The organism is Pseudomonas sp. GW821-FHT11G12, assembly GCF_058808055.1.
This window is the reverse complement of record NZ_JBXARH010000001.1, coordinates 965,890-989,205: the sequence shown is the minus strand read 5'-3', so window position 1 is coordinate 989,205 and position 23,316 is coordinate 965,890. Positions and strand designations below refer to the sequence as shown.

Below are 23,316 nucleotides of genomic sequence, written 5' to 3'. Positions count from 1 at the left end.
TCTCCTGATTGCGCGGTCTCCAGCCTTCACCCTAGGTCAAATCACAAACCGCGCCACCATCGCATTCAAATCCACCGCCAGGCGCGACAGTTCGTGAGTCGCGGCGCTGGTCTGGTTGGCGCCGGCGGCCGATTGGGTGGCCAGGTCGCGGATGTTGACCAGGTTGCGGTCGACTTCACGGGACACCTGCGCCTGCTCTTCCGAGGCACTGGCGATCACCAGGTTGCGCTCGTTGATCTGGTTGATCGACTGGGTGATCTGCTCCAGCGCGACGCCGGCAGCGCGGGCCATTTCCAGGGTGGACTGGGTGCGTTGGTTGCTCTGTTGCATCGACTCGACCGCTTCGCCGGTGCCGTTCTGGATGCCGGCGACCATTTTTTCGATTTCCTGGGTCGATTGCGCGGTGCGATGAGCCAGTGCGCGAACTTCGTCCGCTACCACGGCGAAACCGCGTCCGGCTTCACCGGCACGGGCTGCTTCGATGGCGGCGTTGAGCGCCAGCAGGTTGGTCTGTTCGGCGATGGCGCGAATCACGTCCAGCACCTTGCCGATGTCGCGGCCCTGAGCCGCCAGGCCTTCGATCATTTGCGCGGTGTTCTGCACGTCGTGGGTCATGGTCTGGATCGCATCGACGGTTTTCACCACCTGATCGCGACCTTCGCGGGCGGCGTGGGTCGACTGGTTCGACGCTTCGGAGGTCGACACCGCGTTGCGTGCGACCTCTTCCACCGCTGCGGTCATTTCGTTGACGGCGGTGGCGGCCTGTTCGATTTCGTCGTTCTGCTGTTGCAGGCCACGGGACGCTTCTTCGGTCACGGCGCTGAGCTCTTCGGCAGCGGCGCCCAGTTGCGTGGCGGAACCGGCAATCTGTTCGATGGTTTTACGCAGGTTGGCCTGCATCGCGGCCAGGGCTTCGAGCAGACGCGCCGGTTCGTCCTTGCCGTCGATTTCGATGGTTTTGGTCAGGTTGCCGCCAGCAATGGTTTGCGCAGCAGCGACGGCGCGGTTCAACGGGGTGACGATGCTGCGGGTCAGCAACCAGGCCAACAGCACCGTGGCAAATGCTGCGAAGACCGCCACGATGACAATGCCGGTGATCGCGCTGTCGTAGTGTTCACCGGCCTGTATGGACGCGTCCTTGGCACCGGCGGCATTGATCGCAATCAGTTTGTTGAGCTGCTCGCCCATCTGGTCGGTGCCGTCCTTGATCTTCGTGTTGATCAGGGTGCGCATGTCCTCGACCTTGTCCTGACGCGACAAGTCCATCATCTGGTTCTGGGCTTGCAGGTAGTTGTCCAGGGTCGTCGCGAAAGCCTGGTATTGCGCGCGCTCTTCACTCTCGGCCGGCAATGCGGCGTAGGCGGCCTGAGCGCTGCGTACCTTGTCCACCAGCACGCCGATGCGAGTCTGTGCTTCTTGCAGGCCGGCAGCGTCACGGTTGACCAGAATGCGGAACGACAGGATCCGCAGGCGCAAGACGTTTTCCGTCACCACGCCAAGGTAAGCGACGCTGGGCAACTGATTGGTCTGCATTTCGACAGAGGCCTGGCGAATGACCGACATACGGTTGACGGCGAACACGCCGAGCACGATCACCAGCAGGGCAATAAAGGCAAAACCGAGGAAGGCACGGGGCGCGATATTCAGATTACGCAAGGACATAGGAAGGCTCTCGGAAAGTCGAAGCTAAGAGCATCCATGCCGTAATCACTGGCCCGCGAGGGCGGGCTTCAGTCCGGCGTCACTGTTTGTGGAAGTCTTGTGCGCGCCTGATCTTTATATCGGCCAGGCTTGAGGAATTTTGCAGGTAAAGAACAAATATTTTTCAAATTATTGCGAGTGTTTCGCTATTGAAACACCCGACGTTTTAGATGATGGGTGACAGGTCAGTCCGGAGTCGCCATGCGCCAGACGCGGGCAATGTCCGTAGCGCGCTCGCGCAGCAGACGCGGTGCTTCGGCGCAGGCTTGTTCGAGGGTCATCGGGCCGCTGGTGACGGCGAATGCGGCGTCGATGCCGTGACCGTAGAGTTCTTGATAGCCCTCGCCGAGGGTGCCGGCAATGACGATCACGGGGACGCCGTGTTGCTTGGCGATCCGCGCGACGCCAAACGGGGTTTTGCCGCGCAAGGTCTGCGCGTCGAAGCGCCCTTCCCCGGTGATCACCAGATCTGCGCCTTTCACTGCATCGGCCAGCCCGACCAATTCGGCGACCACTTCAACCCCGGCCTGGAACCGCGCGCCGAGAAACGCTTTGGCTGCAAAACCCAGTCCGCCCGCTGCACCGCTGCCCGGCTCATCACGAACGTCTTTATCCAACGCTTGCGCGCAGAGTTCGGCGAAGTGACCGAGGGCCTGATCCAGTTGCTGCACTTGCGCGGGTGATGCGCCTTTCTGCGGGCCGAAGATCGCCGAGGCGCCGTGGGGGCCGCATAGCGGATTGTTGACGTCGGCGGCGATGTCGAAACGGACTTGCGCCAGACGCGGGTCCAGTTCGTTGAGGTCCAGCTTGGCGAGTTGCGCCAGCGCGAGGCCGCCCGGCACCAGTGATTGCCCTTGAGCGTCCAGCAACTTCACGCCCAGCGCCTGCATTGCACCAGCGCCGCCGTCATTCGTGGCGCTGCCGCCGATGGCGAGGATCACCCGTTGTGCGCCTGCATCCAGCGCTGCGCGGATCAATTCGCCCGTGCCGAAGGTACTGCTGATGCACGCATCGCGTTGCCCCGGCGGCACCAGTTGCAGACCACTGGCCTCGGCCATTTCGATGATCGCGGTGTGGTTATGCGGCAACCAGCCCCACGCCGCTTCGACCGCCGCACCCAACGGACCACGCACGCGGGTGCGGCGCAGTTCACCTTCACACGCGGCGAGAATCGACTCCACCGTGCCTTCGCCACCGTCGGCCATCGGGCATTTGACCAGCGTCGCCTGCGGCCAGACCTGCGCCAGACCCAGCGCAATGGCTTCTGCAACGCCTTGGGCACTCAGGCTGTCCTTGAACGAATCGGGGGCGATGACGATTTTCATGCGAATTCTCCAGTTCCAATGCCCCTCATGCTGCCAGTCGCCTTGCGCGTTGACGCCTGTCCGCTGCACAAGTTGGATAGGCGTTTATTGTTCATTTCGACAAATCGTCAGTCTGCGGCAGCAATTGCACACCCAGATACAACGCCAGCATCCCGTCGAGCCTCAGCGGATCGACCCCGCTCAACTCGGCAATTCGCTCCATCCGATAGCGCAGGCTGTTGCGGTGAATCCCCAACGCATCCGCGCAAGCCTGGCTCTGCCCGTCGTGATCGCACCAACTGCGCAGGGTCGCGAGCAACTGGCCGTTGTTGTCCTTGGCGATGACCTTGCGCAACGGTTTGAGCAGTTCATCCAGCGCATCATCGTTGCGATGGCGCCAGAGCATGACCGGCAAGCGATAGCGATTGAGAGTCAGCAGCCGTGAACGTGGCAGCACTTCGCGGCCATAGGCGAGCAAGTCGCCGACCCGCCGATAGCAACGGCGTAACCCGGCCAGCCCATCGGCCTGCCCACCGACGGCGATGCGCAGGATGTTCCAGCCCAGGCCATCGAGTTTTTCCAGCAAACGATCATGCTCGACGTTCTGACTCGCTGGCCGGCACCACAGCAGTGACGACTTCGCGGAACTCACGCACCAGCTGTCCGGATAGCGCGTCATCAACCAGGCACTCAGCGCCTCGACGGTCTGCCCCGGCCCATGCTCCAGACCCAATTCAAACAGATAGGGCACCCGCGTCAGTTGCGGTTTCAGCCCGAGTTGCTGAGCTTCATCGACCAAACGCGGCGAGTCCCCTGCTTCGCTCAACAGCAACGCGAGCAAGTCATCGCAGCGTTGCCGCCGCCACTGCTGCTCGGATTGCTGATTGCGCTGGCCGACCAGCATTTCAGCCGTCATGCGCACCAGTTCGGCGTAAGTGCGCAATTGCTCCGGCTCACCGGTGATCCCGAGCACACCGATCAAACGCTGATCGAGCAGCAGCGGCAGATTGATCCCCGGCTGCACACCTTTCAAATGCACGGCGGTCTGCGCGTCGATCTCCACTACTCGCCCGTTGGCCAGCACCAGTTGCGCACCTTCGTGACGGGTGTTGATCCGCTCCGGCTCGCCACTGCCGAGGATCAGCCCCTGGCTGTCCATGACGTTGACGTTGTACGGCAAAATGGCCATGGCCCGGTCGACGATGTCCTGGGCGAGGTCGTGATCGAGTTCGAACATAAGGGCTGGGATCCTTGAAAACAGGCGCGGACGGTTGTTCACCCGCACAGGGTCTGGCGGCAAACCCTGTGCTCAGGCACAAAGACAATCCGGCCAAAGGTGGCCGAGACTCTCAGGGCGATCAACGTTACCCTTTGCATCGCAAAAAATCATAATAAAGAGAGAGCCGCCATGTCGCAGAGCGCCGCTGCCGCCCAGACCATCGATGACGATAAAAATGCCGTCTACAAACGCATCACCCTGCGTTTGATCCCCTTCATCTTCATCTGCTACCTGTTCAACTACCTCGACCGGGTCAACGTTGGATTCGCCAAACTGCAGATGCTTGACGCGCTGAAATTCAGCGAAACCGTGTACGGCCTTGGTGCCGGTATCTTCTTCATCGGCTACGTGCTGTGCGGCGTACCGAGCAACCTGGCCCTGACCAAATTCGGCCCACGGCGCTGGATTGCGCTGATGATGATCACCTGGGGCACGCTGTCGACCTGCCTGCTGTTCGTCACCACGCCGACCGAGTTTTACACCTTGCGCCTGTTCACTGGCGCCGCCGAAGCCGGGTTCTTCCCGGGCGTGGTGCTCTATCTCTCGCAGTGGTTCCCGACCTTTCGCCGTGGCCGGATCATGGCGCTGTTCATGTCGGCGATCCCGGTGTCGGGCCTGCTCGGCAGTCCGTTCTCCGGCTGGATCCTGAATCACTTCGCTGCGGGCCAGGGCGGTTTGGCTGGCTGGCAGTGGATGTTCCTGCTGCAAGGCATTCCGACCGTGATACTGGGCGCACTCGCCTACTTCCTGCTCAGCGATAACTTCGCCAACGCCAAATGGCTGACCCCTCACGAGCGTTCGGTGCTGGAAGCCGATCAGGCAGAAGACCTGGCGAACAAACCGAAAACCACTTCCGATTCGCTGATCGCCGTGTTCAAGAACCCGGCGATCTGGGCGTTTGGCCTGATCTACTTCTGCATCCAGAGCGGCGTGTACGCGATCAACTTCTGGCTGCCGTCGATCATCAAGAACCTCGGCTTCAGTGACAACCTGGTGATTGGCTGGTTGAGTGCGATTCCGTATCTGCTGGCGGCGGTGTTCATGCTGGTGGTCGGGCGTTCGGCGGACTTGCGCAAAGAACGTCGCTGGCACTTGGTGGTGCCGATGTTGATGGGCGCTGTCGGCCTGCTGATCGCGGTGAACTTCGCGGCGAATCCGACGATTGCGATCCTCGGTTTGACCATTGCGACCATGGGTGCGTTGACTGGGTTGCCGATGTTCTGGCCGGTGCCGACTGCCATGCTGAGCGCGGGTGCTGCGGCGGGTGGGTTGGCGTTGATCAACTCGATGGGGCAGATGGCCGGGTTCCTCAGCCCTTATCTGGTGGGTTGGGTCAAGGACAGCACCGGGTCGACGGATGCGGCGCTTTATCTGCTGGCGGGTGTGATTGTTGGCGGGAGTTTGCTGGCGTTGCGGATGACGCGGACGTTGCGGGCTTAAGCCTTGGCGGAATACAGAAACGGCCCTCTTCAGGGCCGTTTTCTATTCTGGGTGTATGATTTCTGTTTTGCGGTGTCGCTGCAAACGTCACCCCCTCACCCCAGCCCTCTCCCCCAGGGGGGCGAGGGGGAAAGGGAGCCGATTTGTGTGTTTTTCTAAGCCTGAGTTCGACTCGATGTTTCAGGTCTATGCATTTCGTAAGAACACCTCGGTCAGTCCCCTCTCCCTCCGGGAGAGGGTTAGGGTGAGGGCGCTTTTGATTTTCAGCTTTCTACTTCCAGATTATCCAGCGCCCGATTCACCGCCAGTTCACTCAGCATGATCAGTTGCGCAATCCCCAGCAGCACATGCCGATGCGAACCGTCCACCAGCCCGGCGAAGTCGGTGGCCATGGTCTTGGCCGAAGTCAGGGTTTCGCAGGCGTCGGCCAGCAGTTCTTCGCTGTCGATGCCGGGGGCGATGAGGTAGCGGGTGTTGGGCTTGAGCAGCGGTTTTCTGGGGAGCAGCGGATTGAGGTAGTGATCGAGCGCGCGTTCGGCGGCTTCGTGGAATTTCTTTGAATCGAGGGTTTCGTAGGGCGAGGTGGTGTCGACTTCGGGTGGGTTGGGTGTTGGTTTGATCATAAGTGAATCTCCAGATACAAGATTGGAGCCATCACCTTCGCTACCAAACGATTGGGTGGCGGCCATACGAAGGTTGGTAGACCGGTGATCTGGCAAACCGGCGCGCCCGAAGACGCCCTACGCATGGCCACCATAAAAACAGAAAAAACTCTGAATATAGGTGCGCTATGCGCCAGATTAAAACCGGGCTACCAAACCCGATCGCTGTTCTTTTCAGCGACGGGACAACGATAAAACCCGGCCCTTAAGCGCACAAGCCGGCGGATTCTGGCTTAGTCGTAGGCAACGGCGCAAGGTTGTGTAGCCTGGGGTGCGTGTCTGAACGTGTCCTTTAAACGCCACGATTAAACGCTCACAAGATCCCCGTTTTCGCATCCAGTTCCAGCACCAACCCGCCCGGCATCTGCACAAAAATCTGCCAGATCCCATCCTCCGGCACCTGCGCCACCTGATACGGCAACCCACTGCCTTGCACCCGCTTCAAAATCACCGCTGCATCTTCATCGGTACGAAACGCAATATGACTCAAAGCAGTCTCGCCCGGCGCAGGCTGCTCAATCACATGCACCAGCGCCTGCCCATCCTGATACAACCAGCGTCCGGGAAACGGAAACGGTGGCCGACGCCCCGGCGTCAATCCCAATAACCCGCCGAAAGCGTCCTGCAGCGTCTGCCCGTCAGCGGTGTTGAAGGCGAGATGATCGAATGTCCACGTCATGTCTGTCTCCTGCGGTTATTCAGGATTCCAGTATCTGCGCTTGCCAATCCCGGAAAAATCCCGCAAAACGCCAAGGATCTTTAAAGGATTTTTACCAATGAGCTCGATTCTGGATCTTGAGATCTTCGTCCGCACCGCCGACTCCGGCAGCATTTCCGCCGCCGCCCGGGCGCTTGAGCTGACGCCGGCCGCCGCCAGCATCGCCTTGAAACGCCTGGAAACCCGCCTCGGCATCCGCCTCTTCGCCCGCTCGACCCGCAGCATGCGCCTGACCGAAGAAGGCCGGCGCTATCTGGAAAGCGTGCGTCTGGCGCTTGCCACCCTGGCCGAGGGCGAGCAGGCGCTGAAGCAGCAGACCGAAGGCCTGAGCGGCGTGCTGCAACTGGCGGCGCCGTCGGACTTCGGGCGCAACGTGCTGCTGCCGTGGCTGGACGATTTCAAGCGCGAGCACCCGCACATTCAACTGCAATTGCTGCTCAACGACCGACATGCGGACCTGTTTCGCGAGACAGTGGATGTGGCGCTGCGCTTTGGCGTGCCGAGTGATTCGACGCTGGTGGCGTTACCGATTCTGCCTGAGCATCGTCGTGTCGCCTGCGCCAGTCCTGCCTATCTGAAGCGCCACGGTACACCGCAAAATCCTGCCGAATTGAGCGAGCACAGCGCCCTGCTCTACCTGCGCAACGGTCGTCCCTATAACACCTGGCGCTTCCATCGCGACGACGAAACGGTTGAGGTCGAAGTACGCGGCGACTACCTCAGCGACGACGGCGAAGTCGCCCGCCGCTGGGCGCTCGCCGGGCACGGCATCGCCTACAAGGCCTGGCTCGACGTCGCCGAAGACGTGCGTGCCGGGCGGCTGCTGACGCTGTTCGATGACTGGCTCGGCGAGAGCGTGCCGTTTAATCTGCTGTGCCCGCACCGGGTGCAGGTGTCGGAACGGGTCAAGGTGTTGCAGGCGTTTTTGCGCGAGCGTTGCGAGGCATTGCGCCGATAAATTCACTTTGCCGCGCCGGATGCTTCTGGTATTTGATGGAAGCTTTCCCACCGACAAAAGGATTTCGGCATGAGCTATCGCACACTGGGTCACTCGGGGTTGCAGGTGTCCACCCTCACCCTCGGCACGATGATGTTCGGCGAACAGACCAGCGCGGAAGAGTCGCTGCGCATCATCGACAAGGCGTGGGATCAAGGCATCAATTTCATCGACACCGCGGACGTCTACACCAACGGCCGCTCGGAAGAGATCGTCGGCGAAGCCATCGCCCGTCATCGGCATGAATGGGTGCTGGCGACCAAGGTCGGTTTCGGCCCGGTGGACGGTGTGCCGAACCGCAGCGGTTTGAGCCGCAAGCACATCTTCAATGGTCTGGAGGCCAGCCTGACCCGGCTCGGCACCGACTACCTCGACATCTATTACCTGCACCGCGAAGACCACAACACGCCACTGGAAGTGACGATCTCGGCGATTGGCGATCTGATTCGCCAGGGCAAGATCCGTTATTGGGGCCTGTCGAACTATCGCGGCTGGCGGATTGCCGAGGTGATTCGCGTGGCGGACAAACTGGGCGTCGATCGCCCGGTGATCAGCCAGCCGCTGTACAACATCGTCAACCGTCAGGCCGAAACCGAACAGATCACCGCCGCCCAGACTTATGGCCTCGGCGTCGTGCCTTACAGCCCGCTGGCCCGTGGCGTGCTCAGCGGCAAGTACGCACCGGACGTGACCCCGGACGCCAACAGCCGTGCCGGGCGCCAGGACAAACGGATTCTGGAAACCGAATGGCGGGTGGAATCGTTGCGCATTGCCCAGCAGATTCAGCAATACACCCAGGAGCGCGGGGTCGGGATTGTCGAGTTTGCGATTGCCTGGGTGCTGAACAACGGCGCGGTGACGTCGGCGATTGTCGGGCCGCGTACTGAAGAACAGTGGGACGCGTACACCAAGGCGCAGGCGGTGAAGATTACGGCGCAGGATGAGGCGTTTATCGACTCGCTGGTGACGCCGGGGCACGCGTCTACGCCGGGGTTCAATGATGTGAGCCATTTTGTGTCGGGCCGGAAACCGCGCCAGGCTTGAGATCGCTGCCCTCATCGGAACGCCGCCCGCCTAGCCCTCTCCCGGAGGGAGAGGGAACCGATTGGGGAACATTGAAGCTAAGCTTTTGCCTGAAGCTTTCGTGGTGAATCCATAATCGACTGGCCTTTTCAGGTCGACAGATTTCTTAAGACACCTCGGTCGGCTCCCTCTCCCTCCGGGAGAGGGCTGGGGTGAGGGAGCTTTTGATTGTTGGAAATATTGATCACTCGGCCAATATTCAGCACAAAAACCACGTATCCTGCGCGCCCCGTTTCACCATCACCCCCGCGAGGACAGTTTGTCTAAAGGCATTGCTCTATCGGTGACAGCATCGACGCTGTTTGCCGTCATGTATTACTACACCTCGTTGCTCACTCCGTTGAGCGGCGTGGAAATCTTCGGTTGGCGGATGCTGCTGACCGTGCCCTGCATGACCGTGTTCATGTTGTTGTCCGGCGAATGGCGGCGCGTGCTCGAGTTGCTGCGCCGGGTCCCAGCGCTGCCGAAGTTGATCGGTGGCCTGATCGTTTCGGCTGCGTTGCTGGGTGTGCAGTTGTGGTTGTTCATGTGGGCGCCGCTCAATGGCTACAGCCTCGATGTATCGCTGGGCTACTTCCTGCTGCCGTTGGCCATGGTGCTGACCGGGCGCATCGCTTATGGCGAAAGCCTGTCGTACCTGCAAAAAGTCGCGGTGTTTTTTGCCAGCCTCGGGGTGTTGAACGAGTTGTATCAGGTCGGCGGGTTTTCCTGGGCGACGCTGGTGGTGGTCGTCGGTTACCCGTTGTATTTCGTGCTGCGCAAATACCTCAAGACCGACAACCTCGGCGGCTTGTGGGTCGACATGACGCTGATGCTGCCGGTGGCGTACTGGTTTGTACGCGGCGGCGAACAGGGTTTTGGCGTGTTCGATCAGTATCCGGCGCTGGCGTGGCTGATTCCGCTGCTCGGTCTGATCAGTGCGTCGGCGCTGGTGGTGTACATCATCGCCAGCCGCTTGTTGCCGTTCAGCCTGTTTGGTTTGTTGAGTTACGTGGAGCCAGTGCTGCTGCTCGGTGTGGCACTGCTGCTCGGCGAGAGCATCAAACCCGGTGAATGGCTGACCTACATCCCGATCTGGCTGGCGGTGGTGGTGCTGGTGTTTGAAGGGTTCAAGCATCTGATGCGCCAGCGGCGCCCGTAAGACGCGCAATAAAAAGCCCGGCCTGCAACATTGCAGGCCGGGCTTTTTTACATCTGCAGATTACTCGGTGGCGAGTACGCCACGACGCACCTGGTCACGCTCGATCGATTCGAACAGTGCCTTGAAGTTGCCTTCGCCGAAGCCATCGTCGCCTTTGCGCTGGATGAATTCGAAGAACACCGGGCCCATCAGGGTTTCCGAGAAGATTTGCAGCAGCAGACGCTTGTCTTCCTTATCCGACGCACCATCCAGCAGGATGCCGCGCGATTGCAGCTGATCGACCGGCTCGCCGTGGTTCGGCAGGCGGCCTTCGAGCATTTCGTAGTAGGTGTCCGGCGGCGCGGTCATGAAGCGCATGCCGATCTTCTTCAACTGATCCCAGGTCTTGACCAGGTCGTCGGTGAGGAACGCCACGTGCTGGATGCCTTCGCCGTTGAACTGCATCAGGAACTCTTCGATCTGCCCGGCGCCCTTCGACGATTCTTCGTTGAGCGGGATGCGGATCATGCCGTCCGGCGCAGTCATCGCTTTCGAGGTCAGGCCGGTGTATTCGCCCTTGATGTCGAAGTAACGGATCTCGCGGAAGTTGAACAGTTTCTCGTAGAAGTTTGCCCAGTAGGCCATGCGACCGCGATACACGTTGTGGGTCAGGTGATCGATGATCTTCAGGCCGGCACCGACCGGGTTGCGGTCAACACCTTCGATGAACACGAAGTCGATGTCATAGATCGAGCTGCCTTCGCCGAAACGGTCGATCAGGTACAGCGGCGCACCGCCAATGCCTTTGATCGCCGGCAGGTTCAACTCCATCGGACCGGTTTCGATGTGGATCGGCTGAGCGCCGAGTTCCAGAGCGCGTTTGTAGGCTTTTTGCGAATCCTTGACCCGGAACGCCATGCCACACACGGACGGGCCGTGTTCAGCCGCGAAGTACGAAGCAACGCTGTGGGGTTCGTTGTTGAGGATCAGGTTGATCGCGCCCTGGCGATACAGGTGCACGTTCTTGGAACGGTGGGTCGCGACCTTGGTGAAGCCCATGATCTCGAAGATCGGCTCCAGGGTGCCAGGAGTCGGCGATGCGAACTCGATGAACTCGAAGCCCATCAGGCCCATTGGGTTTTCGTATAAATCTGCCATGGTTGGCGCCTCATCATTCTTATCAATTAACCAGAGTTATTTGTCAGTAATGCTGAGACCGGTGGGTGGCGCACAGGAGATGCCACGCACACTGCGGGCGAGGAAGTCACCGTAGATCAGTTGAAACCCGAATATCTTCATTGTCGACCCAAGGCTCTTGCGGGCGAGGCTTCTGCTGCCAGAAGACGATTATTATTGTATGCGTAACCCGATTCTACACAGCGTAAATAGGGTTGTCTGCCCTCTCTATAAAATCCGCTTTTTTCGGCCCGGTGCAAGGGGTTTGTTGCACAGCCAGATGCCCGCCAGAATCAGCACGCCGCCAAGGCACATCGGCATCGTCAGTTGCTCGCCCAGCAGGATTGCACCAGCCAGCACGGCGGTCAGCGGGTTGAGCGCAATGAATACGCCGGAGCGGGTCGCGCCAATTTTGCGGATGCCATCGTAATAGCCAATGTAGGCCAGCGCCGAGCCCAGCACCCCGAGATAGATCAGGCTCAGCCATTGCGTCATCCCCAGACTGGCCACCGCCGCCCCGCTCACTTCGCCGCGAACGGTAGCCAGCGTCCAGAGCATCAGCGTGCCGAGCAGAATCGAAAAGGTCACCGTCTGCAATGGGCCGATGCTCTGGTTGAGACGGCGGGAGAACAGCGAATAAACACCCCAACTCAACACGCAGCCAAGAATCAGCAGGTCGCCGATCCAGGCGTCTGGCGTTGCGGCCAGCAATTGCGGATTGCGGCTGACGATCACTACACCCGCACCAGCGATGCAAACCAGGATGCCAATGACTTTCAATCGACTCAGGCGCTCCTTGAACAGCAGCCATGACGCCAGGCCAATCACCGCCGGATTTAACGCAACAATCAGCGAAGCCCGCGATGCATTGATGTATTGCAAGCCGTAAAAGAAGCACAGGTTGTAAAAGAAAATTCCGAAGAACCCCAGCGATGCCAGTTGCAGCCATTGCCCCGCCGTCGGCCGTGCGAAGGGAATCCGCGCCAGCCACAAAAATCCAAGCAGCGCGACGCTGGCCAGCAAGAACCGAAGACTGGCAGCGAAGATCGGACTCAGACTGCCGGCCAGAAACCGCCCGGCCACCCAGGTCCCGCCCCAGATCATGCTGACCATGGCGAGGTTCAGATAGACCGACATGTCCGAGGCGACCGGACGAATGGATTCATGACTGTTCATAACACTCCCGACGATGAAACTGACGAATGACGTATCATTCGACTGATTCAACATCATCGTAAAATGAGTCTTTACTCATGACCCTGACCCAACTCGAGATCTTTTCGCTGGTGGCCGAGCTACGCGGCTTCACCCTCGCCGCTCATCGCCTGGGGATTTCACAGTCGGCGGTGTCCCACGCCTTGAAGTCGCTGGAGCAGGAACTGGGCGTCGAATTGCTGCGCCGGCATCAATCGCACGTGGAGCTCAGCGACATTGGCGAACAATTGCTGTTGCGCGCACGGGCCATGCTCGGGCTGGCCAACACATTACGTCAGGAAGCCGCCGATGCGCGGGGCATGAAACGCGGCACGTTGCGTATCGGTTCGTTCGGCCCGACGTCATCGATCAGGTTGCTGCCGAGCATTCTTCGGCATTACCGCGAGGCGCATCCGGGCATCGAGGTGCACATCGACGAAGGGCCGGATCGGCAAGTGGTCCAGTGGCTTGAGGAGCGGCGGATCGATATCGGTTTCGTGGTCCTGCCTGAAGATCGATTCGACACGTTTGCCCTGGTGGAAGATCAGATGGTCGCCCTGCTCCCTCTCGATCATCCGCTGGCGACTCGTGATGCGTTGACCCTGAAGGCGCTGTGCAACGACCCGTTCGTGCTGACCGAGGCAGGTTCCTCGGAGTTGGTGTCGCGGATGTTCAACGCAGCAAAGTTGAGCCCGAATATCCGCTACCGCTGCTCGCAGTTGCTGAGCACCCTCGACACCGTGGGCCGAGGTGATGCCATTACGGTCGTGGCCGAGGGTTCTCTGCCGGTTGAGGCGGATCCGCGCTACGTGAAGCGACCGCTGTCACCCACCGTGCAACGACAAGTCGGTCTGGCCGTGCTTGACCAACGTCAGGCTTCACCCGCCGCCCTGGCCTTTATCCAGCTGGCGACACGACTGGATTACCGATGAGCGGCACAAGCGCCATCGGCCATCTATCATGGGCACAGAGCAAACGCTTTCCGGAAGGTGCTCCGTTGCCCCGTCTGCAATCGAGAATCCCATTTCATCGCGACAGGATGCGCCCATGCCGCTGACCGCCCGGCCCCGCCGCAAACGCAGCACCCGAATCATCGTGACACTGCTTTGTGGCGCGCTTCCGATCATCATCGGCAGCGTCATTCTCCACATGCAGGCCGAACGCACACTCCAGCAGAGCTCCCGGGAAACCGCCAACGAAGCCCTGCGCCAATTCGAACTGATGCTCGACAACACCGCCCAGGCCGCGCGTGATTTGCTGCCGCTGGCAGGCCAGACGTGCGAGAACGTCAAACTGGCCTTGCGCGAACAGGTGACCCGCCGCCCGTTCGTTCGCTCGACCAACCTGGTGTGGGACAACAACCTCTACTGCAGTTCGCTGTTCGGCGACTTCAAAGAAGCGGTCAATCCCGGCGATTATGCCCAGGGCAAGTTGTGGCTCATGAGCGGCAACCCGGTCACGCCTGACACCGCGCTGCTGGTGTATCGGCTGAGCGACGGTCGTGGTGGCGCACTGACCACGCTGGACGGTTATCACTTGAGCAATATTCTGCGGCTGATCGGACGGCAGACATTGCTGTTGCTGCAAGTGGGCAACACCTGGCTTTCCGCCGACGGCAAAGTGCACCAAGGCCCCCTGCCCGAGTTGCCGGTTGCGCAAAGTACCTTGAACTCATCGCACTACGCTTTCACGGTGTCGGCCGGTTTCCCTGAAGGTGAAACCTGGCGGTACATGAGCAACGAATACCCGCCGTTGTTCAGCCTGCTGATGTTTTTTGGCGCGGTGTCCGGCGCGATCGGCTACAGCATGCAAAGACGCTCTACGTCGCCGAGTCACGAAATGCTTCGCGCACTGGAAGCGGGGGAATTCATTCCGTACTTTCAACCGGTAGTGCATGGCGACAGCAAACAATGGTCAGGCACTGAAGTGTTGATGCGCTGGAAACATCCCAAAGAAGGCCTGGTGCGTCCGGACCTGTTCATACCGTTTGCCGAACACTCCGGGCTGATCGTGCCGATGACCCGTTCATTGATGCAACAGACCGCCGTTGCACTCGGGCCGCTGTCGTCTTCCTTTGTGGCGCCTTTTCACATCGGCATCAACATTACGGCCAGTCACTGCCAGGATCTGGAGTTGCTGGAAGATTGCCGCGAGTTTCTGGCGGCCTTCGCCCCCGGCAGCATCAGTCTGGTGCTGGAGTTGACCGAGCGCGAGTTGATCGAGCCCACCGACATCACCCATCAACTGTTTGCACAACTGCGCGCCATGGGCGTGAAGATCGCCATCGACGACTTCGGCACCGGTCATTCGAGCCTGGGTTACTTGAGAACATTCAATGTCGACTTCCTGAAGATCGACCAGACATTTGTCGCCATGATTGATAAGGACGCCCTGTCCCGCCACATTCTGGACAGCATCATCGAACTGTCCGACAAACTGGACCTTGGCACGGTAGCCGAAGGCGTGGAAACACAGACCCAGGCAGATTACCTGACCGCGCACCACGTCAACTTTCTGCAAGGCTATCTGTTTGGCAAACCGATGCCGGCCGCAGACTTCATCGATGCATTAACTCACCATTAACTAAACGCGATAAAACCGGCGGGCTCAGAGCGATCGCACCAAATTGATACAAGACATCGCTGTTTTTACATAAAGAAAAAGTCATGATTTACTCTTGACGCATTAACTACTACAATTTTTCTTACCTGTTGCTAGATTGGCAGGTGAGCCACTATCACCGAGTCGCTTCAAGGCTCTTGGCTTATAGCTTTGTTTGCGGTTGGTATCAGCCAAACACACTATTGGAGTAAAGATATTGTCCAGACTCGCTGAATTTCGCGCAGCCGAAAAGGCCCTTCAAGAACAGCTCAAGCAGCTGGAGTCGCTGAAGAACGATGCCGGGCTCAAGAAAGAAATCGAATTCGAAGAAAAGCTCCAGGGGCTGATGAAAACCTACGGCAAGGGCCTGCGCGACATCATCGCCATCCTCGATCCGAATCCGGCAAAATCCGGCCTGCAACAGGCCGCGGCACCTAAAACCCGCCGCGCTCGCGTGGTCAAGGTCTATCAGAACCCGCACACCGGCGAGCTGATCGAGACCAAGGGCGGCAACCATCGCGGGCTGAAGGCCTGGAAGGAACAATACGGTGCAGCCACCGTTGATTCCTGGTTGCGCGGTTAATCCCTCGCAAACATAAAAGCCCTGCATTTGCAGGGCTTTTTTTTGGACGATATCTAACAAATGCAACAATTTCTTGTTGCGAAAGTTGAGAGCCAAACACCGTCTTGCACTGGAACTATGCTTCCGGATGTTGCGTCATTGCCGGGCAATCAACTTTGTATTTAATCACTTCAGGTATCTAACACCCCACGGACCACCGAACAGCTGACTAAAATTTCAAGCTGTTTCTCGCCGCCACTATTTCATCCGCACTGGCCTTGTAAACCTCGGCCTGCCCGGCATAGGAAAGTACATAGGCTTTGTCTGCCTCTACTGCGGCAACCAATGTTTGTGACAGCACATGACGGCCGTTTTCGGTGACGGTGCAAGTGGTCTCAAGGGCCGCCAATGAACCGAGCGTGCTTGCATGAACCTTGTTGCAAACGCTCTGATAGCCGCCCTGGAAAAAGTCTTTCTGTACCGACTTGCGCATCTCCAGCAACACGCCTTGCAAATTGACCTGATGACCCGTTTCCACACGCGTCATCGTCAACTCCATCACCATGACCTGATTGCCATCGGCATCAGTCTTCACCGCCCGCTGACGGGAAACCTCCGGTGTGGTTTCGGGCAGCGCTTCGACTTGCCAGCCGGCGGGCCAGGTAATGCTCGGCGCCTCAGCGCAGGCCGCAGCCGCGATGAGGGACAAGCCGAAGAAAACGAACAGCGATTTGAACGGTCGGATCATTACCAGAGGCACTCGCGGATTGAGCCGTAAAGTCTGAGGCCCGCCCGCCTGCAGGGCAAGCCCGCGCTTTCGGTTTGGCGATGCCGCAAGGCATGCGTATCATTGCGCCCATTCACTCGCCCCAATTTGTTACGGAGGGCTCATGAGCCTGCAAGAACTGAACACTTTCCCTGGCGTGACCGCCACCCCGGACAGCGCAACCCGCAATTTCGTCTTCAACCACACCATGCTGCGCGTGAAGGACATCACCAAGTCGCTGGATTTCTACACCCGCGTACTGGGCTTCTCGCTGGTGGAAAAACGTGACTTCCCGGAAGCGGAATTCAGCCTGTACTTCCTCGCGCTGGTCGACAAATCGCAGATCCCGGCCGACGCCGCTGCGCGCACCGAGTGGATGAAGTCGATTCCCGGCATCCTCGAGCTGACCCATAACCACGGCACTGAAAACGACGCGAACTTCGCCTACCACAATGGCAACACCGATCCGCGCGGTTTTGGCCACATCTGCATTTCGGTGCCGGACATCGTCGCCGCCTGCGCACGTTTCGAAGAACTGGGCTGCGACTTCCAGAAGCGCCTGACCGATGGCCGCATGAAAAGCCTGGCGTTCATCAAGGACCCGGATGGCTACTGGGTCGAGATCATTCAGCCGGCGCCGCTGTAAGCGCTGAAACCTCTTTCCTTGGGGAGAGGACGTTGAAGAAATAAAAAACCCCATCATCGCTGATGGGGTTTTTCTTTTTCAGGCCCGGGATTTACGCCGGCGCTGAAGTGCGGATCAGGTGATCGAAGGCGCTGAGGGAAGCCTTGGCGCCCTCGCCTACCGCAATCACGATCTGCTTGTACGGCACGGTGGTCACGTCACCGGCAGCGAAGATGCCGGGGATCGAGGTTTCACCACGGTTGTCGACGATGATCTCGCCACGCGGCGACAGCTCGATGGTGCCTTTGAGCCAATCGGTGTTAGGCAGCAGACCGATCTGCACGAAGATCCCTTCCAGCTCGACAGTGCGCAGCTCGTCACTGTTGCGATCCTTGTAACGCAGGCCGTTGACCTTCTGCCCGTCGCCGGTGACTTCAGTGGTCAACGCACTGGTGATCACGGTGACGTTCGGCAGGCTGTGCAGCTTGCGTTGCAAGACCGCGTCGGCACGCAGTTGTACGTCGAACTCAAGCAAGGTTACGTGGGACACGATACCGGCCAGGTCGATGGCCGCCTCGACGCCGGAGTTACCGCCGCCAATCACCGCCACACGCTTGCCTTTGAACAGCGGACCGTCGCAGTGCGGGCAGTACGCCACGCCTTTGTTGCGGTATTCCTGCTCGCCCGGCACGTTCATTTCTCGCCACCGCGCACCGGTCGCCAGAATCACGCTCTTGGCTTTGAGGGTTGCGCCGCTGGCAAAGCGAACCTCGTGCAACTCACCGTTCTTGCCCGGGATCAGCTTGTCGGCACGCTGCAGGTTCATGATGTCGACGTCGTACTGCTTGACGTGTTCTTCCAGCGCGGTCGCCAGTTTCGGGCCTTCGGTTTCCTGCACGGAAATGAAGTTCTCGATGGCCATGGTGTCCAGCACCTGACCGCCGAAACGCTCGGCCGCAACGCCGGTACGAATACCTTTACGTGCCGCATAGATTGCCGCCGAAGCACCGGCCGGGCCACCGCCGACGACCAACACATCAAAAGCCTGCTTGGCGCTGATTTTCTCGGCCTGACGCTCGATGGCGCCAGTGTCGAGTTTGGCGAGGATTTCTTCCAGGCCCATGCGGCCCTGGCCGAAGTTTTCGCCGTTCAGGTAAATGCTCGGCACAGCCATGATCTTGCGATCGTTGACTTCGTCCTGGAACAGCGCGCCGTCGATGGCGACGTGGCGGATGTTCGGGTTCAGCACGGCCATCAGGTTCAGCGCCTGAACCACGTCCGGGCAGTTCTGGCAGGACAGCGAGAAGTAAGTCTCGAAGTTGAACTCGCCCTTGAGCGAGCGGATCTGTTCGATCACTTCGACACTGGCCTTCGAAGGGTGGCCACCGACTTGCAGCAGGGCCAGCACCAGCGAAGTGAATTCATGGCCCATCGGGATGCCGGCGAAACGCAGGCTGATGTCGGCACCCGGGCGGTTGATCGAGAACGACGGTTTGCGTGCATCGTCGCCGCTGTCGATCAAAGTAATCTGGTGCGAAAGACTGGCAACGTCTTTCAGCAGGTCGAGCATTTCACGGGATTTCGCACCGTCATCGAGAGAAGCAACGATCTCGATCGGCTGGGTGACCCGTTCCAGGTACGATTTCAACTGGGCTTTAAGATTGGCGTCCAACATACGGGCGATCTCCTGACTTTATTTGAGGCGAAAAAAAGCCCGAGCGAATCTCGCCCGGGCTTTTCTATTGGGCGGTGCAGCTTACTTAGGTAGGTGCGGAGTTCCGCCCTGCGTTGCGTGTCACAGACTTAGATCTTGCCGACCAGGTCCAGGGACGGAGCCAGAGTGGCCTCGCCTTCTTTCCACTTGGCTGGGCAAACTTCGCCTGGGTGAGCAGCGACGTACTGAGCAGCCTTGATTTTGCGCAGCAGCTCGGAAGCGTCACGGCCAACGCCGCCATCGTTCAGTTCAACGATTTTGATCTGGCCTTCAGGGTTGATCACGAAGGTGCCACGGTCAGCCAGACCAGCTTCTTCGATCAGCACGTCGAAGTTGCGGGAGATGACGTGGGTCGGGTCGCCGATCATGGTGTATTCGATTTTGCCGATGGCTGGCGAAGTGTTGTGCCAGGCAGCGTGGGCAAAGTGGGTGTCGGTCGAAACGCTGTAGATTTCTACGCCCAGTTTCTGGAAGGCAGCGTAGTTGTCGGCCAGGTCTTCCAGCTCGGTTGGGCAAACGAAGGTGAAGTCGGCTGGGTAGAAGAACACTACGGACCATTTGCCTTTCAGGTCAGCGTCCGAGACTTGTACGAAGTCGCCGTTTTTGAACGCGGTAGCTTTGAACGGTTTTACTTGGCTGTTGATGATAGGCATTGATGACTCTCCGTCAGGGTTGTGAATTCGATGGGTGAATCCTACCCACTCACTCGACGGATGGCTCATTGGCAAACCTGATGCTGCTGATTTGTTTTCGCTATTAGCGGACTGTATTAATAGAAGAAAACGATATCTACGACGACAACGGCTTATCCGTAATCCGGGCCATCCCGTGAAAGGGGCTCGCTTCAACATAGCGCATGGCGGACTTCATATCCTTCCAGCCCACGTAACTCATCAACGACTTGAGATCCCAGCCGCTTTGATGGGCCCAGGTGGCAAAGCCACGGCGCAACGAGTGGCTGGTGTAGCGCTCGGCGGAGATCCCGGCGCGTTCCAGGGCCTGTCGCAGCAGCGGAATCACGCTGTTAGCGTGCAAGCCCTCCTCGCTCAGGTTGCCCCAGCGATCGACAGCGCGAAACACCGGGCCGCGTACGAGCGCCGCTTCGGTGATCCAGTCGATGTAAGCCTGCACCGGGCACAGCTTCAGCAACGCCGGGGCCTGATAGGTCTGACCGAGGTTTTCCCGGTCGCCCTTGCTGCGCGGCAGGTACAGGGTGATGCCGCTGCCGGCGTGGGCCTGCACATGCTCGATCTGCACCCGGCACAACTCGTCACTGCGAAAGCCCCGCCAGAACCCCAGAAGAATCAACGCGCGATCCCGACATGCTCTGAGTAGCAACGGCCGGTCCTGTTGTTCTCGGGCCTCTTTCATTTCCTGTTCAAGCCAGGCCACGGTCTGTTCAAGATCACGCAGTTGCAACGGCTCGGCCTGTTTTTCCTGCGCGGGATGCAGCGCACGGATGCCCTTGAAGACTTTGCGCACCACCGGCGTCTTGGTCGGATCGGCGAACCCCTGACTGTTGTGCCACTGCGCGAGCGCGGACAAGCGCAACTTCAGCGTGTTGACCGACAGCACGCCCGCATGAGCCACCAGATACCGCGCGACGCTGTCAGCCGTCGCGGGCAGGAACCCGCCCCATACCGTTTCGAAATGCTCGACGGCCGCACGATAACTGCGGCGGGTGTTGTCACGGGTGGCGGCTTGCAGATAGCGATCGATATCACTCATGGGCTTATTTCTCGCAGATGTACTGATTTGAAGATTGAAAAGCGGATTCTGGCGCTTCACACGGGGTAATACCAGTATATCCCGCCCGTTCATCTTGAAACATTTAACTTTATTTTCAGCATGGTACACTGCGTACTTTGGTGGCATGTACCACAGTACGTAATCGTAGGAGCACATATGGCCCGTGGCGGCGTTAACAAAGCAGTAGTCCAGATCGCGCGCTCAGCGATCCTCGCCCGTGGCGAACACCCAAGCATCGACGCAGTACGCATCGAGCTGGGCAACACCGGATCGAAAACCACTATTCATCGCTATCTGAAGGAGCTGGATGACGGCAGCGAACCGACTGACCCTTCGGCAGAACCCATCGATGACGAGCTGCTAGCGCTCGTCACGCGCCTGGCGCAACGTCTGAAAGAACAGGCGCAGGAGCCGATTGACCAGGCTCGCGAACAGTACGAGCAGCAACGCCAGGCATTGGAAGCAGAGCTGAATCAGCTCCGCCAGAACCATGCGCAACTGGAGCAAAAGCACGACATCCAGGGCGCTGCATTGGCCAGGGAATCCGAAGCGTTGAGCGACACTCGCTCGATGCTGCAAACCGAACAGACACGCAATGCCGGCCTGAATCAGGCGCTGGCAGATTTCGAATTACGCTTGCAGGACAAGGACGAGCAGATCCGCTCGCTGGAAGAAAAGCACCTGCACGCTCGCGACGCACTTGAGCACTACCGCAATGCCGTCAAGGAGCAGCGCGAACAGGAACAGAGCCGTCACGAAAGTCAGGTTCAGCAGTTGCAGATGGAGTTGCGTCAGGCGCAGCAAAGCGCACTGGTGCGCCAGGATGAAATCACTCAATTGCACCGCGACAACGAACGCTTGCTGACCGAAAACCGCGGCACACTGCGGGAACTGAGCCTGCTGCAGGATCAGCTCAAACACAGCAATCAGCGTCAAGATCAACTGCTGGAGCAAGCGACGCGTGTCGACAGCGAACGCACCCTCCTCCAGGAACGTTTGCGCGTGGCATTGCTGGACAGCCAGACACTCAAGCAGAGCGTCGACGAGCAGACCCAGCTCAACCAGTCACTGGAAAAGCAACTGACCCAGGCTCAGGACTGTTTGCGCCTGGCCACTACCGCTGCGGCAGCGCCAGACGCAAAAACTTCAAAGGACGATTAAGCGCCGACCGGCGTGCGCATGGTGACAAACTCTTCGGCCGCCGTCGGGTGCACCCCGATGGTGTCGTCGAAGTCACGCTTGGTTGCGCCAGCCTTCAGAGCAATCGCCAGGCCCTGCACGATCTCGCCGGCATCCGGCCCGACCATGTGACAGCCAAGCACCTTGTCGGTTTTGCCATCGACCACCAGCTTCATCAGCGTGCGCTCCTGGCATTCGGTCAGGGTCAGTTTCATCGGGCGGAAACGGCTTTCGTAGATCACCACGTCGTGCCCCGCCTTCCGCGCCTCTTCTTCAGTCAAGCCGACGGTGCCGATATTCGGCAGGCTGAACACCGCTGTCGGGATCATCTTGTAATCCACCGGGCGGTATTGCTCTGGCTTGAACAGACGTCGCGCCACCGCCATGCCTTCAGCCAGCGCCACCGGCGTCAGTTGTACGCGACCGATGACATCGCCCAGCGCAAGAATTGACGGCTCGGTGGTCTGGTATTGCTCATCGACCTTGATAAAGCCCTTCTCATCCAGCTGCACCTCGGTATTTTCCAGCCCGAGATTGTCCAGCATCGGACGCCGACCGGTGGCGTAGAACACGCAGTCCGCTTCCAGTACACGACCATCTTTGAGGGTCGCCTTCAGGCTGCCATCCGCTTGCTTGTCGACCCGCTCGATGTCGGCATTGAACTGCAGATTCATGCCGCGCTTGGTCAACTCTTCCTGCAGATGCTTGCGCACCGAGCCGTCGAAGCCGCGCAGGAACAGATCACCGCGATACAGCAACGTGGTCTCCGCACCCAGACCATGAAAGATTCCGGCAAATTCGACCGCAATGTAACCGCCGCCGACGACCAGGACACGCTTGGGCAGCTCTTTCAGGAAAAACGCCTGATTGGAGCTGATGGCATGCTCATGCCCCGGGATTTCCGGAATCTGGGGCCAGCCGCCCGTGGCGATCAGAATATTTTTCGCGGTGAAACGCTCACCATTGACCTCGACCTCATGCGGGCCAACGATCTTCGCGTGCGCTTCGTGCAGGGTCACACCACTGTTGACCAGCAGATTGCGATAAATGCCGTTCAGGCGATTGATCTCGCGATCCTTGTTGGCGATCAGGGTCGCCCAATTGAAATTCGCCTCGCCCAGGCTCCAGCCGAAACCGGACGACTGTTCAAAGTCTTCGGCGAAATGCGCGCCGTACACCAGCAGTTTTTTCGGCACACAGCCGACATTGACGCAGGTGCCACCCAGATAACGGCTCTCGGCCACCGCCACTTTTGCACCGAAACCGGCAGCAAAACGCGCAGCCCGCACACCGCCGGAACCGGCACCAATCACATAAAGGTCAAAATCGTAGGCCATTTCTATCTCCTCGGCAGGCGATCAGCATACCCGGCGGCGTCCGCTGGGCAAGCACTCCTGCCGATATAGGGGCGAAAAATGAAAAAGCCACCCGAAGGTGGCTTTTTCG

Annotated in this window: 21 protein-coding genes; 9 read left to right on the top strand and 12 right to left on the bottom strand. The window is 59.3% G+C overall.

The window, feature by feature from the left end:
- Positions 1-36: 36 nt before the first annotated feature.
- From AC1RR7_RS04480 to AC1RR7_RS04470, 3 genes are all read right to left on the bottom strand, one after another.
- The gene (locus AC1RR7_RS04480; RefSeq protein ID WP_493156298.1) at positions 37-1,662 is read right to left on the bottom strand and encodes a methyl-accepting chemotaxis protein; all 1,626 of its coding nucleotides are present in this window, start codon (positions 1,660-1,662) and stop codon (positions 37-39) included.
- A 224-nt stretch (positions 1,663-1,886) separates the two neighbouring features.
- Entirely contained in the window at positions 1,887-3,026 is a 1,140-nt protein-coding gene (locus tag AC1RR7_RS04475) for a glycerate kinase (protein WP_192558094.1), read from the bottom strand.
- 91 nt (positions 3,027-3,117) lie between these two features.
- Complete coding sequence (locus AC1RR7_RS04470) at positions 3,118-4,242, bottom strand: sugar diacid recognition domain-containing protein (RefSeq protein ID WP_096821508.1); 1,125 nt, start codon at positions 4,240-4,242, stop codon at positions 3,118-3,120.
- A 171-nt stretch (positions 4,243-4,413) separates the two neighbouring features.
- Here AC1RR7_RS04470 and AC1RR7_RS04465 point away from each other — a divergent pair, with 171 nt between their 5' ends.
- Complete coding sequence (locus AC1RR7_RS04465; RefSeq protein ID WP_493156295.1) at positions 4,414-5,724, top strand: MFS transporter; 1,311 nt, start codon at positions 4,414-4,416, stop codon at positions 5,722-5,724.
- Positions 5,725-5,987: 263 nt separating this feature from the next.
- Here the strand turns inward: AC1RR7_RS04465 and AC1RR7_RS04460 are convergent, their stop codons facing one another.
- Both AC1RR7_RS04460 and AC1RR7_RS04455 read right to left on the bottom strand, forming a co-directional pair.
- The gene (locus AC1RR7_RS04460) at positions 5,988-6,347 is read right to left on the bottom strand and encodes a DUF6124 family protein (RefSeq protein WP_493156293.1); all 360 of its coding nucleotides are present in this window, start codon (positions 6,345-6,347) and stop codon (positions 5,988-5,990) included.
- A gap of 352 nt (positions 6,348-6,699) precedes the next feature.
- On the bottom strand, positions 6,700-7,065 hold the full coding sequence (locus AC1RR7_RS04455) for a VOC family protein (protein WP_102622225.1): 366 nt from the start codon (positions 7,063-7,065) through the stop codon (positions 6,700-6,702).
- Between the two features lie 97 nt (positions 7,066-7,162).
- Between AC1RR7_RS04455 and AC1RR7_RS04450 the strand changes: the two genes are divergently transcribed.
- The 3 genes from AC1RR7_RS04450 to rarD all read left to right on the top strand — a co-directional run bounded on the left by AC1RR7_RS04450 (position 7,163) and on the right by rarD (position 10,325).
- Positions 7,163-8,062 carry a LysR family transcriptional regulator gene (locus AC1RR7_RS04450; protein ID WP_493156291.1) on the top strand — a complete coding sequence of 300 codons (900 nt, stop codon included), beginning with the start codon at positions 7,163-7,165 and terminating at the stop codon, positions 8,060-8,062.
- Positions 8,063-8,131: 69 nt separating this feature from the next.
- Positions 8,132-9,145 (top strand): aldo/keto reductase, encoded by a 1,014-nt coding sequence (locus tag AC1RR7_RS04445; protein ID WP_493156289.1) that lies wholly within the window; start codon positions 8,132-8,134, stop codon positions 9,143-9,145.
- A gap of 298 nt (positions 9,146-9,443) precedes the next feature.
- Complete coding sequence (gene rarD / locus AC1RR7_RS04440; protein WP_192558100.1) at positions 9,444-10,325, top strand: EamA family transporter RarD; 882 nt, start codon at positions 9,444-9,446, stop codon at positions 10,323-10,325.
- Between the two features lie 60 nt (positions 10,326-10,385).
- On the opposite strand, the gene hppD is transcribed toward rarD, so the two are convergent.
- Together hppD and AC1RR7_RS04430 are read right to left on the bottom strand one after the other, a co-directional pair.
- A complete protein-coding gene (hppD, locus tag AC1RR7_RS04435; RefSeq protein ID WP_096821515.1) occupies positions 10,386-11,462 on the bottom strand; it encodes a 4-hydroxyphenylpyruvate dioxygenase in 1,077 nt (358 codons plus the stop codon).
- Positions 11,463-11,708: 246 nt separating this feature from the next.
- Positions 11,709-12,656, bottom strand: a complete 948-nt coding sequence (locus tag AC1RR7_RS04430; protein WP_493156286.1) for a DMT family transporter — start codon at positions 12,654-12,656, stop codon at positions 11,709-11,711.
- A gap of 77 nt (positions 12,657-12,733) precedes the next feature.
- Between AC1RR7_RS04430 and AC1RR7_RS04425 the strand changes: the two genes are divergently transcribed.
- The 3 genes from AC1RR7_RS04425 (at position 12,734) to AC1RR7_RS04415 (ending at position 15,858) form a co-directional block, all read left to right on the top strand.
- Entirely contained in the window at positions 12,734-13,606 is an 873-nt protein-coding gene (locus AC1RR7_RS04425) for a LysR family transcriptional regulator (RefSeq protein WP_102622229.1), read from the top strand.
- Between the two features lie 115 nt (positions 13,607-13,721).
- Positions 13,722-15,257, top strand: coding sequence for an EAL domain-containing protein (locus AC1RR7_RS04420; protein WP_493156284.1), 1,536 nt, complete (start codon positions 13,722-13,724; stop codon positions 15,255-15,257).
- 235 nt (positions 15,258-15,492) lie between these two features.
- The gene (locus AC1RR7_RS04415) at positions 15,493-15,858 is read left to right on the top strand and encodes a histone-like nucleoid-structuring protein, MvaT/MvaU family (protein ID WP_096821522.1); all 366 of its coding nucleotides are present in this window, start codon (positions 15,493-15,495) and stop codon (positions 15,856-15,858) included.
- 208 nt (positions 15,859-16,066) lie between these two features.
- On the opposite strand, the gene AC1RR7_RS04410 is transcribed toward AC1RR7_RS04415, so the two are convergent.
- Positions 16,067-16,585, bottom strand: a complete 519-nt coding sequence (locus AC1RR7_RS04410) for a DUF4946 domain-containing protein (protein ID WP_493156282.1) — start codon at positions 16,583-16,585, stop codon at positions 16,067-16,069.
- Between the two features lie 142 nt (positions 16,586-16,727).
- On the opposite strand from AC1RR7_RS04410, the gene gloA reads away from it, so the two are divergent.
- Positions 16,728-17,249 (top strand): lactoylglutathione lyase, encoded by a 522-nt coding sequence (gene gloA, locus AC1RR7_RS04405; protein ID WP_102622232.1) that lies wholly within the window; start codon positions 16,728-16,730, stop codon positions 17,247-17,249.
- A 91-nt stretch (positions 17,250-17,340) separates the two neighbouring features.
- Here the strand turns inward: gloA and ahpF are convergent, their stop codons facing one another.
- From ahpF to AC1RR7_RS04390, 3 genes are all read right to left on the bottom strand, one after another.
- Positions 17,341-18,903: an alkyl hydroperoxide reductase subunit F gene (gene ahpF, locus AC1RR7_RS04400; RefSeq protein WP_096821525.1), complete on the bottom strand. Its 1,563-nt coding sequence runs from the start codon at positions 18,901-18,903 to the stop codon at positions 17,341-17,343.
- 128 nt (positions 18,904-19,031) lie between these two features.
- Complete coding sequence (gene ahpC, locus AC1RR7_RS04395) at positions 19,032-19,595, bottom strand: alkyl hydroperoxide reductase subunit C (protein WP_003224621.1); 564 nt, start codon at positions 19,593-19,595, stop codon at positions 19,032-19,034.
- 136 nt (positions 19,596-19,731) lie between these two features.
- On the bottom strand, positions 19,732-20,670 hold the full coding sequence (locus tag AC1RR7_RS04390; RefSeq protein ID WP_192558106.1) for a site-specific integrase: 939 nt from the start codon (positions 20,668-20,670) through the stop codon (positions 19,732-19,734).
- Between the two features lie 177 nt (positions 20,671-20,847).
- Here AC1RR7_RS04390 and AC1RR7_RS04385 point away from each other — a divergent pair, with 177 nt between their 5' ends.
- Positions 20,848-21,852 (top strand): DNA-binding protein, encoded by a 1,005-nt coding sequence (locus tag AC1RR7_RS04385; RefSeq protein WP_493156280.1) that lies wholly within the window; start codon positions 20,848-20,850, stop codon positions 21,850-21,852.
- Here the strand turns inward: AC1RR7_RS04385 and gorA are convergent.
- Complete coding sequence (gene gorA, locus AC1RR7_RS04380) at positions 21,849-23,207, bottom strand: glutathione-disulfide reductase (RefSeq protein WP_493156278.1); 1,359 nt, start codon at positions 23,205-23,207, stop codon at positions 21,849-21,851. The genes AC1RR7_RS04385 and gorA overlap by 4 nt on opposite strands.
- Positions 23,208-23,316 lie beyond the last annotated feature (109 nt).